At 51.6% G+C, this 12054-nt stretch carries 13 protein-coding genes; all 13 read left to right on the plus strand.

The features are described from left to right. Positions 1-543: 543 nt before the first annotated feature. The 13 genes from DYE26_RS29280 (at position 544) to DYE26_RS29350 (ending at position 12021) form a co-directional block, all read left to right on the plus strand. Positions 544-2640, plus strand: coding sequence for a BglG family transcription antiterminator (locus DYE26_RS29280; protein WP_268568581.1), 2097 nt, complete (start codon positions 544-546; stop codon positions 2638-2640). Between the two features lie 28 nt (positions 2641-2668). Further along, positions 2669-3100 (plus strand): PTS sugar transporter subunit IIA, encoded by a 432-nt coding sequence (locus DYE26_RS29285; protein WP_036619947.1) that lies wholly within the window; start codon positions 2669-2671, stop codon positions 3098-3100. A 52-nt stretch (positions 3101-3152) separates the two neighbouring features. After that, the gene (locus DYE26_RS29290) at positions 3153-3416 is read left to right on the plus strand and encodes a PTS sugar transporter subunit IIB (protein ID WP_036619949.1); all 264 of its coding nucleotides are present in this window, start codon (positions 3153-3155) and stop codon (positions 3414-3416) included. Positions 3417-3504: 88 nt separating this feature from the next. Continuing rightward, positions 3505-4803: a PTS ascorbate transporter subunit IIC gene (locus DYE26_RS29295; RefSeq protein WP_036619952.1), complete on the plus strand. Its 1299-nt coding sequence runs from the start codon at positions 3505-3507 to the stop codon at positions 4801-4803. 28 nt (positions 4804-4831) lie between these two features. Continuing rightward, positions 4832-5824, plus strand: coding sequence for a phosphotriesterase family protein (locus tag DYE26_RS29300; RefSeq protein WP_036619955.1), 993 nt, complete (start codon positions 4832-4834; stop codon positions 5822-5824). A gap of 14 nt (positions 5825-5838) precedes the next feature. Beyond that, positions 5839-6585 (plus strand): creatininase family protein, encoded by a 747-nt coding sequence (locus DYE26_RS29305; RefSeq protein WP_036619958.1) that lies wholly within the window; start codon positions 5839-5841, stop codon positions 6583-6585. Between the two features lie 6 nt (positions 6586-6591). Next, entirely contained in the window at positions 6592-7326 is a 735-nt protein-coding gene (locus tag DYE26_RS29310; protein ID WP_036627593.1) for an SIS domain-containing protein, read from the plus strand. 316 nt (positions 7327-7642) lie between these two features. Beyond that, on the plus strand, positions 7643-8584 hold the full coding sequence (locus tag DYE26_RS29315; protein WP_036619959.1) for a DUF1848 domain-containing protein: 942 nt from the start codon (positions 7643-7645) through the stop codon (positions 8582-8584). A gap of 453 nt (positions 8585-9037) precedes the next feature. Beyond that, complete coding sequence (locus tag DYE26_RS29325; protein ID WP_127463412.1) at positions 9038-9532, plus strand: DUF6985 domain-containing protein; 495 nt, start codon at positions 9038-9040, stop codon at positions 9530-9532. Positions 9533-9566: 34 nt separating this feature from the next. Continuing rightward, a complete protein-coding gene (locus DYE26_RS29330; protein WP_036619965.1) occupies positions 9567-10238 on the plus strand; it encodes a hypothetical protein in 672 nt (223 codons plus the stop codon). Between the two features lie 138 nt (positions 10239-10376). Next, positions 10377-10610, plus strand: coding sequence for a hypothetical protein (locus tag DYE26_RS29335; protein WP_036619966.1), 234 nt, complete (start codon positions 10377-10379; stop codon positions 10608-10610). A 272-nt stretch (positions 10611-10882) separates the two neighbouring features. Continuing rightward, complete coding sequence (locus DYE26_RS29345) at positions 10883-11407, plus strand: SMI1/KNR4 family protein (RefSeq protein ID WP_036619970.1); 525 nt, start codon at positions 10883-10885, stop codon at positions 11405-11407. Between the two features lie 143 nt (positions 11408-11550). Continuing rightward, positions 11551-12021, plus strand: coding sequence for a hypothetical protein (locus DYE26_RS29350; protein WP_051985279.1), 471 nt, complete (start codon positions 11551-11553; stop codon positions 12019-12021). The last annotated feature ends 33 nt before the right edge of the window (positions 12022-12054 follow it).

Consider the following 12054-nt stretch of genomic DNA (forward strand, 5'->3'; position numbering starts at 1 on the left):
ATCAACTTTTTATCTATAAAGTAGTTGAATTATTGATTATGTGATAGGACGGACGTGTGTGAGGGGAGCAGACGGCCAGCGTTTTTGTGGAGGTCCTGGGAATAGCGGTAAAAAAGGTCCTTATTTTCGCCCCAAAAGGGAGTACAGCAAAAATAGAGGAATTTTTTTCCTCTATTTTAGAAAGATGGGGGCAAACAGGCGCTTTTTTCTAGCTTAGCCCCCGAATAACGGAAAAAAATTCCGCTATTTTGCGCAGGAGGGGAGAAATCTCAAAATAACGACAAAAATTACCTCTATTTCCGGCAGTCTAAACCCAGAGGACTGGTTTACGCATCGGAGGACCGCCTGAGCGAATTCTCACCGTATAATTTTGCAAATAGCCTGGGGACAATAATTGCGCTGTTTTATACAAAACGCCTTGCGTATAATGATCTGCAAAGAGAGAGACTTTTGATAGTTCCAGTAAACAACCTCCATAAGTGCGAGGGAACTACCTCTTAGGAAAGCGGGTGGTGAGGCATACTTGACGAGCGCAGTTCTTCGATCCTTGCCTTGCTTCAGAAGACCAAAGCGTATATGCCGATTCAAGAATTGATGGATAAATTCCATGTCTCCAAGCGCACCGTTTACTACGATATGGATAAAATCAATGACTGGCTGCGCGAAAGCGGGCTGGCCCCCGTCGAATACGTTCGCGGAACGGGGTTTCTGCTTCCCGACGCGTCGCGGACGCAGCTTCCGGCCAAAGCGCAAACCGTGCAGCCGCAGCAATACTATTTGTCCCGCAGCGAACGCAAAGCCTTGCTTTGTTTGCAGCTGATTTACCGGAGCGGGCCGATGTTTCTGCACGATATGGAAGAATTGCTGAAGGTTAGCCGGGGCACCGCCCATGCCGAACTGAAGCGGCTAAAAGCCGAACTTGCCGGATACGGGCTGACCCTCGAATTTGACCGTAAGCAGGGCTACTTGATCCAAGGCAATGAAAAAGACCTCAGAGCCGCTATGTCTCATTTTCTGTTCGAGCTGCTGCCGTATGGCGACTGGAATAACCTCTCCGCGACCATTGACGGATTGATCCACGCGGACCTGTTCAAAAGACATTTCCCGGCATTCCGGGAAGAGCAGATGGCTTCGGTATACGGCACGATCGTTTCCGGCGAACAATTGATCGGCATGGAGCTGACGGATGAGACGATCCTCCACCTGACGATCCGGCTCTGGCTTTCCGCCACCCGGCTCACGCAAGGCAACGCGGTCAAGATGGACAAAGAAGAAAAAGCGGCTTTACAGGAAACGCTTCAATACAAAGCAGCCGCGCAAATTGCCGAAAAGCTTGGGGAGCTTTTCTGTGTCGGCATTCCCGAAGATGAAATCTGCTACATTACCGTGTACCTGCTCGCCGCCAAGGTGAACCGGGTGGAGGTGGAGTCCGACACGCTGGAGGCCAAGCGGCTGCGCCAGGCGACAGAGGAGATGATCGGCCTTTTCGAAACAAACGGCTGCGTTTACTTCCAAGACCGGGAAGCGCTCAAGAAGCAATTGTTTCTGCATGTCAAATCGGTTTTTTATCGGACCAAATACGGACTGAACATCGAGAATCCGCTGACGGAGACGATGATGAAGGAGTACCGGGAAGTGTACGAGTTAACCCAAAAATCGATTCCGCCGTTGGAAAAGGTATTCGAAAAACCGATCAGCCGGCACGAGATAGCTTACTTGTCGATGCACTTCGGCGGGTGGCTGCGGCGGGAGCAGGCCGAGCCCGTTCCGCGGAAAAGGGCGGCGGTCGTTTGCGTCAGCGGGATTTCGGCATCACGGATGCTAAAAAATCAGCTGGAGCAGCTGTTCCCCTCGATCGACCTAACCGCCGTTCTTTCGCTCCGCGAATACGAGAAGTTCAAGGGCAAGGTTGATTTTCTGTTTTCCACCGTGCCGCTGCCCGGGAGCCCGGTTCCGGTGTTTATCTTGAACGCGATTATGAGCGATGCGGAGAAAGCGCATCTGCTGGGGCAAGTTGCCCCTTACCTTGAGCACAGAGCCGGGCAGCAGCCAGGGCTTTCCGCGCAAGCGATCGTCGAACTGGTTGGCAAACACGCAAAAATTACCGATAAGGAAGCATTGCTTGAGGATATACAACGTTATTTGACGGCGGCCAAAGGACCGCCGGCGCCGAAAGAATTCAAGCCAGCGCTGGGCGAGCTGTTGACTCCTGCGCGGATCACGATCCGGGAAGAAGTTTCCCACTGGCGGCTGGCGATCCGGGTGGCGGCCAAGCCTTTGCTGCAGGACGGCTCGATCACCGACAGGTATGTGCAGGCCATGATCGACAAGGTGAATCAATACGGCCCTTATATCGTCGCCGCGCCCGGTGTGGCCATCGCCCACGCCAGGCCGGAGGACGGGGCCGCCAGAGCTTCCATGGCGTTGCTGACCATCCGCAAAGGGGTGGCGTTCAGCAGCCAGGCCAGGCATCTCGTAAAACTGCTGGTCGTCGTTGTCGGAATGGATGGGGAATCCCATCTGAAGGCACTTTCGCAGCTGGTAAACATGCTCGTTGACGAACAGAACAGGCAGGTATTGGGGAATACTGATAAAAAAGCGGAAATCACCCGGATGATTTTACAATATTCCGCGACTTGATGGATAACCTAAGGAGGAGTTTTTGAACATGCATTTTATGGAAAAGGGCCTCATATCGCTTGATATCGAGGCAGAGGACGCGGAGCAGGCGATCCGCGCGGCCGGGCAGCTGCTGGTTGACAGCGGCGCTGCGGAAGGCAGCTACGTTGAGGCGATGGTGTCGGCATACCGCAATAACGGCCCGTATATCGTCATTGCGCCGCATATCGCTTTACCGCATGCCAAGGCGGAAAACGGCGTCCGGGAAGCTTCGGTTTCCTTCGTCCGGCTGCGGCGCCCGGTTGCGTTCGGGCATCCCGAGAACGATCCGGTGGAGCTTGTGTTCGCGCTCGGCTCTTCTTCCAGCTCGGACCACATTGCCTTGCTGCGCAGACTGACCACCCTGCTCAATGATCCGGCTAACGTAGAAGCGCTTAAAGAAGCCAAAACCGCCGAGGAGATCGAGTCGATCATCCAATGATAACGACCGGAAGTCCGGCAGCGGAAGAAACTATATTACGGGAGGAATCAGCATGAAAATTTTATGTGTTTGCGGGTTAGGACAAGGAACGAGTTTGATTTTGCGGATGAACGTGGAATCGGTTTTAAAAGAGATGGGCGTTCAGGCGGATGTGGAGCATACGGACGTATCCACCGCTTCCGGCATGCCGGCCGATTACATTATCACCAGCAATGAGCTGGCGCAAAGCCTGCAAGGGCACGCGGGCAAAATCGTGATCGTCAACAATTACTTTGATTTGAAGGAAATTGAACAAAACTTGAAAGAAGCCATGTAAAAATGAGCCTATGCTTCCGAAGCGAAGCGAGTTTTGTTCGAAGTTTGTAAGGAAGTAACGCTCACAAAACTTTTAGGGGGATGGCTCCATGAACGTTATTTTTTGGATAGCCAACAATATTTTCGGAACGCCGGCGATTCTTCTTGGATTCATCGTGCTAATCGGTCTGCTGCTGCAGAAAAAAACGACCAGCCAGGTAATCAGCGGCACGTTTAAAGCGGTGATCGGCTTTCTGATCATTTCGGCCGGCTCCGGCGTCATCGTCGGCGCGCTAAACGTGTTTGAACCGATGTGGAAGGAAGTTTTCGGTCTGCAATCGGTGAGCTTGGGCCAATTTCTCGGCCAGGAGGCGTTTAACGCCAAATTCGGCAGCTCCGTGACCATGGCGATGCTGCTCGGTTTTCTGATTAACGTGCTGCTGGCCCGGTTCACCAGGTTCAAATACATTTACCTGACCGGGCACATGATGTTCTGGACCGCCACCATTTTTGCCGGGATCGTCGTTCATACGGCGGGAGGAGCGGTCCCTCAATGGAAGCTTGTGCTTTTCCTGGCGGTTATCCTGGGGCTCTACTGGACGTTCCAGCCGGCGCTGACGCAGCCGTTTATGCGCAAAATCACCGGCAACGACAATATCGCCCTCGGCCACACCTCGGCTTCGGTTGCTTTGCTGGGCGCCTTGTTCGGCAAATGGTTCGGCAACAGAGAGAACGATTCGGAAAAAATCAAAGTGCCGAAAGGGCTTGAATTTCTGCGCGATTCCAACGTCATTACGGCGCTCAGCATGGGTGTCCTGTTCTTTATCGGCGCGATCATCATCTCCATAAAAAGGACGCCCGGGGCCCAAGAATTGATCGCCAAGGCGGGAGAACAAAACTTCATCATGTACTCGATCATTCAGTCGCTCACGTTTGCCGGCGGGATTGCGATCGTGCTGCTGGGGGTACGGATGTTTATCGGGGAACTCGTTCCGGCGTTTAACGGGATCGCGACCAAAATCGTCCCCGGCGCCAAACCGGCGCTCGATTCTCCCGTCACCTATCCTTATGCGCCCAACGCGGTCATTCTCGGCTTTATCGGAGCGTTTGCCGGCGCGTTGATCTGGCTCGTTGTGCTTGGCAACACCGTGGCTTATATTTTTGTGCCGACGATGATCGTTCTGTTCTTCCACGGCGCCACCGCGGGCGTGTTCGGCAACTCGACCGGCGGGGTGCGCGGCGCGCTGATGGCCGGATTTATCACGGCGACCATCGTCGCCTGGGGCCAATTCATCATGGTCCGCTATCTGATCTCCTCGACCGTACCGGACACGGCGATGTGGGCGGCCGATTCCGATATGTTCATTCTCGGACCGATCATTCGGCTGTTGGCCGGGCTGCTGTTCTAAAGATTACAAATACAGGAGGAACATCACCATGACTTTCGTACGAACGCTTGACGCGGATATCGCCCCGGAACAGATGGGGTTCACCTATTCCCACGAGCATATCGTGTGCCGCCCGGCCCATTGGTCGGAGCGCGGCGAGGACGACTTATTGCTGGACGATCCGGAAAAATCCAAACTCGATGTGCTCGATTTTAAAAAACACGGCGGCCAGACGATCGTCGACGCGACGGCGGTCGATTACGGCCGGGATGTGCCGGCGGTCCACCATATTATGAAGGAAACCGGGGTGCGCATCATCGGTACCGCCGGCTTCAACAAAAGCTTTCTCTGGGACGCGAAGGTCAAAGACGAGCTGAAGCCGATCATCGGGAGCTATGAGACCTACTATGAATGGATCGAGGCCAAAAGCATCAACGAGCTTACCGATTTTGTCGTCCGCGAGGTGGAGGAAGGGCTCGAGGGCACGCCGTTCAAAGCCGGCCAGGTTAAATTCGGCACGGGTTACAACCGGATTACGCCGCTGGAGGAAAAAACGCTGCGCGCCGTCGCCCGCGCCCATCATGAGACCAAGGCACCGATCCATTCGCATACCGAGGTTGGCACGATGGGGCTGGAGCAAATCGAGCTTTTGCGCAGCGAAAACATAAACTTAAGCTACCTTAGCCTGGGCCATATGGACCGCAATCCGGACCCGTACTACCATGAGCAAATCGCCAAAACCGGCGCCTTCCTGTCCTTCGACGGCATCGCCAAAATCAAATACGCTCCCGAAAGCACGCGGATCAGCCTGATTCTCGAACTCGTCAAAAAAGGTTATGAGGACCAGATTCTGGTCAGCGGGGACACGGCCCGCAAAACCTACTACAAGCATTACGACTATGGGCCGGGGCTGGAATATATTATCGCCAAGTGGGTGCCGCGGTTTATTGATGAAGCCGACCGGGCCGGCTTTGACGGGCAGCAGCTGATCCATAAGTTTTTCGTGGCGAATCCGGCAAGATGTTTTGCCTTTAAAAAGTAGGGGGGCGCGACAGGATGATTTTTCAAGACGAAAACGCCTTCGACATCGCGGAGAAAATCAAGCGCATGCCCTGCGCCATCCTGCCGATCGGGGCGGTAGAGGCGCATGGCCCCCATCTGCCTTTGGGCACGGACAATCTGCTGGCCGAGCGGCTCGCTCGCCGGCTGGCGGAGCGGACGGAGAGCTTCGTGCTCCCCACGCTTCCTTACGGCCAGGTGTGGAGCCTGCAAAATTTCCCCGGCAGCATCAACGTCTCCAACGAAGCGCTGATCCGGATGCTGTATGACATCGGGGAAAGCCTGTACCGCCAGGGCCTGCGCATTTACGTGATGCTGAACGGGCATCTCGGCAACGCGGTGGCGCTGAAGGAGGCGGCCCGTCTGCTCTACAAAGATTACCCGGAGCTGAAAGTGTATTATTTCTTTTATCCCGGGTCAAAGCAGGCGATCGAGCGGGTGCGGGAAACCCCGGCTTCGCACGCTTCCTATTTTCACGCCTGCGAGCTGGAAACCTCGTATATGCTTTATTTGGCCGGCGAGTATGTGAACATGGACAAGGCGCTGAACGACGTTCCGAACATCGGGATCGAGGCCGATTGCACCCCGACGCCATGGGAGGAATTCACCGCGACGGCCGTGCTCGGCAATGCGGCGATCGCCACCAAGGAAAAAGGCGAAGCGGTCATTGAAGCGACTTTGAACACGATGACGGCCATGATCGAGGGGGCCAAGCAGCGATTACAAAGCGGGAAGGAGCAGTGATTGCCGATGCTGCATACTTATTTTGACCATATCCGCCGCATTTTGCAGCAAGTCGAGGAGCGGGAGGCGGAGCAAATCGGCCAGGCAGCCCGCAGGACCGCGGAAACGATTATGGACGGCGGCATCATCCATCTATTTGGCTGCGGGCACTCGCATATTTTGACCGAGGAAGTGTTCTACCGGGCCGGCGGGCTGGTGCCGATTCACCCGATATTCGTGGAAAAGCTGATGCTGCATGAGGGAGCGGTCCGTTCCTCCGAGCTGGAACGCCAGAACGGGCTGGCCGAGGAGTTCATGCACGGGCAGGATATCCGGCCGGGCGAGGTGATGTTCGTGCTGTCGACCTCCGGCCGCAATCCGGTTCCGGTCGACGCGGCGCAAATCGCCAAGCAAAAGGGCGCGTTCACGATCGGCATCACTTCGCTGGAATATTCGCAAAGCCAGCCGTCCCGGCACGTGAGCGGCAAGCATTTGTTCAATTCCGTCGATCTCGTCATCGACAATTATTCGGTGAGGGGCGACGCCGTGCTGACCCACCCGGACTTGGCGACCCCGTTCACGCCGACTTCTACGGTGATCGGGGCGGCGATCCTCAACGGCATCTTCGCCGAGGCGATTCGCTATATGATCGAGCGGGGCTACGAGCCGCCCGTTTATTTAAGCGGCAATATCGACGGCGCCGACGATCACAACCGGCGGCTGATCGAGCGCTACCGGAACAGAATCCCGCTGCTTTCCTAAGCGGGGATACACAGGACGCAAAATATCCTTTACCAAAGGGCTTGTTTCTACTTGATAGTTAAGTAGTCAAGCCTTTTCTTTGTTATGGCTGCATTATTTGATAAAATGAAAGCGTTCAACCAGCTACTTGTAGTGTTAAGCTGAAAAATCCCCAGCCTTCAAAAATAGCGGAACGTTATGAAATGGGGATATCGCAGAAATAGCGACATTTTTTTTCCGTTAGTACTCCCCCAAGTTTTTTCAACAGGTAAGATAGCTCCAACTTTACTGTTTGTCGGTATTCTTAAAATTTATAATGAACCGCAGGTGAGCGAAGTTGATTATTAGCGCCAGCAGAAGAACGGATATCCCGGCCTTTTTCGGAGATTGGTTTATGCGCAGAATTGCCGAAGGGTATTTTCACCGGGTGAATCCGTTTAATTACAAGCAGGTATCGGCCTTTAGCTTATTGCCCGAAGATGTGGACGGCATGGTGTTTTGGACTAAAAATCCCAAACCGTTCATGAGGCACTTGCCACAATTGGACGATAAAGGCTACATGTACTATTTTCAATACACACTAAATGATTACCCGGAAATTTTTGAGCCTAATTTGCCCCCCGCTGCGAGCCGCGTGGACTATTTCCGCGAGTTAAGCGAGCGGCTTGGGGCCAACCGGGTTATCTGGAGGTACGATCCGATCATCATCAGCAATGTCACCCCGGTGGGGTACCATTTTGAACGTATGGAACGTTTAGCCGCCCAACTGGAGGGGTACACCTATCGATTGGTGATAAGTTTTATGGATTATTACGGGAAAACGGTGGCGAGATTCAAGAAACTGCAGCAAAACCATGCGGTGTTATGCACCGATATTACTTTGCCCGATTATAGAGAACAACTGGACGAATTTGCCGCAAACATAAGCCGCATTGGCGCCGCTCACGGTATTTCCGTGGAGACTTGCTCGGAAGCCGCCGATTTGGATCACTGCGGAATTCGTCACGGCAGCTGTATTGATGCCCGGCTCCTCTCGAACATCATCGGGCGGGATATAGCCTCTGTCAAAGATAAAAATCAGCGGGATACTTGTCTTTGCACCGCAGCGGTGGACGTGGGCATGTACAATACGTGCAGGTTTAACTGCCAGTACTGTTACGCGGTTCAAAGCGAAAATGCCGTAGCCAAAACTTTGCAAAATCATATCATCGACAGCCCGTCTCTAATTTATAAATACAGTGAGGATTTGAAAATTCACAACAAAAAGACGTCGAATTAAGACTCAAGCTAATAATCAGTGCTCGACAGTCAAGCCGGCAACCAATCGCGGCAAGAAGTGTCGGAAGGGCGTTGAAGCTTGAGGGGCGTTGAAAGCTTGAGGACAGGGAAGGCCGGCGGGTTGGTCGGCAGATTAACACCCGCTGCCCGGACTCTTTGCACGATTATCCCGTTTGATCAGAAAGCAAAGAAGCAGATAAATTCAGGAGAATGAGATATATGTGTGAGAAGTAGATATGTTTGGGAGAAGAAGATATGTTCGAGATCTTTAGAAGGTTTAGGAGAAGGAGTAGGAGAAGTGAAGCAGACCTGACGGGAGGAATGGGGCAAGATGCTTCAGTCCCAAGGCTATATATGTACTCTTCATAAATAACCGCTTCATTTTTTCCTTATTCTCTTTTTTCTTTATCCCGTACACAGCCTTCCCACTGCCCTCTGAACGAAAGGGATAATTGTGCAAGGCAGCATGCAAGGACACAAAGACACGAACGCTATAGACAGCCACCTCATCATGTCCAATAATGCGATGGAGGAATTGCCACAGCCTTTTCGCTTCCCGTATGGGGCGGAAGGGCTGTTATTTTTGCTGGAGTCCGTATTGGTGATATACAATATAAAAATACAGAAAGGAGATTTTGAAGTGATCATAGACGACCCGATTTTTGGCGAGCTCGAATTTAATTATATTTGGTCAAAAGACATGACTATTGATTTTTTGGGGAAACAAACCGAAATAGCCCTTATAGTTGATGGAGATGAGGATGGTAAGTTTGGGGAAGAACAATATGAGGTCTATACCTCGCTTATGCGTGACTGGGACAACATACAACACCGCGTGTTGCAGCCGATTTTGGACTATTACATAGAAAGAAGACAAGAGCTTGGTTATGATGTTGGATTTAATGAAGGTTACGTCATTGAAGTGGGATTCCAGGATGTGGTGATGTGAAAGTTAGCATATTAAGAAAGAAGTTGTGATTCGGATGAAATACAAATTAATATGCGGGTTGTTTTTGCTAATATTGTTAGTTGCCTGTAATGCCGGCCGAAGTAAAGAAAATATGGTTGTTGAGCCCAAAGCTCCGGCAAAAATCGAATTGCAAAATTATCAGGGATCATGGACAGATAAAGATTTTAATCAATACACGTGCAGTGATTGTCTAAATAGCGTAGAGATATTCGTGAATGAAAATCGCGAAAATGAAGGGACGATTAGCATATTCTTATATAATCCAGGCAGAGTGACGGATTCAACGGCTGATTTTCAGTTGATGGGTAACAAGGCTGATTTTATATTTGATGATGACGCGGGAAAGGGGAAGGGAACCGTTACTTTTTTAGAAGATGAAATACATATTCGGCTAAGCTTGAAGCAAGCGATTGATGAGTTGAATGAAGTATATGATAAGGAGAGAATACTCGTTAGGGATCCTTATCAGGGATTAAAACGATACGATCCTCTCGAGCTTACTAAAGATTATTTACATTTGAAGGATACAAGTCTTCTAGAGCTTAACAGCAGTGCGGAATACAACGAAGAACTGGAAGCCGGCCCGGAAATCGAGATCGTGAATAAAAAAGATGAATCGGGCAAGGTAATAGAAATGTACCAAGTGAACACGTTGAATAAAAAAATTGAAGAGCTGGAGATGTGAGTTTTTTTAAAACTGGCGGTGAAGGATGAATCGGATCGCTCGCGTTGCTCACTGTATATTAAACTTATTGTAGCAGATAGGGTATAGGAACTTTGTAATATTCCAAATTGATTTTTATCTTTATTCCTGGAGGCGCTTATGGAAATAGATTTAAAACGAGCCAGACTCGAAGAATTAAGCGATATCGCCTATGAGGTGCATTTGGGACAATCTCAAACGTTTAATTATCTTGATATAATGATCTTGAAATTTATAGGGGAATACGGGTACGGGTCCAGCGGCAATACGGATGCCGCGTTTATGCGGGCGATCGGGAAGGCGTGTTTATCGGCGTGGGAGCCTGCGGCGTTGATTTTTGATTTCAGCGCTTGACGTACGCTTGGGGGGGACAGGCTCATGCAAGTTTTTGACATCGGCGCCGATATATATTTGGACGCCCCGTTTCCAATGGCGCTCATCGTTGGGGAGGGCTGTGAAGAAGGCATTAGAACACTGCTGTTAGGTACGGAAAGCCACAAGACGATTGAAGAGACAGCTGGGTTTTCAAAGAGTTCAGCCATAGCTGGGTATACATTGAGAAGGAGTTGCAACGTTATGAAGGGGCGCTTTAAGCCGCATTCATATCTGAAAGGGAGGGCTTCGGCTTGTTAAAGCAAGCAGAACGGTTATGGAGCTTGATTATTGAAAAGGGAACGGCTAAGGATGCCGGTTTTCAGGAAGCGCTAAAGCTGCGGCCCGGTGCCGGCGAAGCGGAGTTCGAGAATGCCGAGAAGGCGCTTGGTTTGAAGCTTCCCGAGGAAATGAAAGCTTTCTATCTAGTACATAATGGGCAGGGCTGGGATCTGGAATCTGAACCGTTCGTGAGGAATTTGACGCTCAGCCCGCTTGAGGAAATTGTGGAAAATTGGAACTTCCTGCGGGAAGAGTTCGATCCGGATGAAATGGAGCCGGACATTGGGCAAGAAATCAAGCCGCTGCTATGGAACGACAAGTGGATTCCGATCGCGTCGAACGGCGGCGGGGACTATCTGTGCCTGGACATGGACCCGGCGGAAGCGGGCCGTCCTGGACAGGTGCTCTACTTCTGGCATGATTGGGGGAACCGTTCCGTGGAAGCGGACAGTCTGTTTTCTTTTATCCAAAGCTGTCTAGAAGAAGAGGACGAGTAGACGAGCGGTACAGCACGCGGCCGGGCCGCTTATTCTAATAAATCGCAATTCTGAAAGGAGAACGATGATGTCCGAAGCTGATACTGTCCCAATTTTACAGCGATACGCAAACGGAAGAACTGAAATGCCGCATCTGGTGGAGGTTGGCGGAGCGGGGGATCGACATTTCCGGACGAATCAACGCGCTGCTGACGAATTTTCATAATTATAAAACCCCCGAACTGGCCGGCAACAGTTTGCTGGCTTTATGGGCGGCCTTGCGAAAGGGCTTTTTTGACTCCCCGATCCCGGATAGCGACAAAACCTGCCGGATCTGGCTGTGGCATTTAGTGACGGACCTTGTGTTCAAGCTGAAACCGAAATATGACGAAAATACTCGTTTAGGGAGCGTCGGCTGCCTGCTTGAGGCCGCAAGCATGTACCCGCAGACGCAGCGGCTGATTCTGGAGTGCATGGAAAACTGGGGGATCAAGGAGCCGAAACGGCCGCGCGGCGATTTTCAGCTGGATCTTAAGGAGCTTTACGGCCGCTGCCGCAATCATCTTGGTACCACCTGCCTGCCCGATAATTACGTGATTACGAAAAAAGGAATTATGATGACGGCGCGCCAGTAAATAAACTTGGAAACAGCGGTTCTCCAATCACGG

This window comes from Paenibacillus macerans, assembly GCF_900454495.1.
Lineage (GTDB): Bacteria > Bacillota > Bacilli > Paenibacillales > Paenibacillaceae > Fontibacillus > Fontibacillus macerans.

Coding starts and splice junctions, on each gene's coding strand:
- DYE26_RS29300 (WP_036619955.1), top strand. CDS start 4,832: ATGACTTTCGTACGAACGCTTGACGCGGATATCGCCCCGGAACAGATG.
- DYE26_RS29295 (WP_036619952.1), top strand. CDS start 3,505: ATGAACGTTATTTTTTGGATAGCCAACAATATTTTCGGAACGCCGGCG.
- DYE26_RS29285 (WP_036619947.1), top strand. CDS start 2,669: ATGCATTTTATGGAAAAGGGCCTCATATCGCTTGATATCGAGGCAGAG.
- DYE26_RS29290 (WP_036619949.1), top strand. CDS start 3,153: ATGAAAATTTTATGTGTTTGCGGGTTAGGACAAGGAACGAGTTTGATT.
- DYE26_RS29330 (WP_036619965.1), top strand. CDS start 9,567: ATGAAATACAAATTAATATGCGGGTTGTTTTTGCTAATATTGTTAGTT.
- DYE26_RS29310 (WP_036627593.1), top strand. CDS start 6,592: ATGCTGCATACTTATTTTGACCATATCCGCCGCATTTTGCAGCAAGTC.
- DYE26_RS29335 (WP_036619966.1), top strand. CDS start 10,377: ATGGAAATAGATTTAAAACGAGCCAGACTCGAAGAATTAAGCGATATC.
- DYE26_RS29305 (WP_036619958.1), top strand. CDS start 5,839: ATGATTTTTCAAGACGAAAACGCCTTCGACATCGCGGAGAAAATCAAG.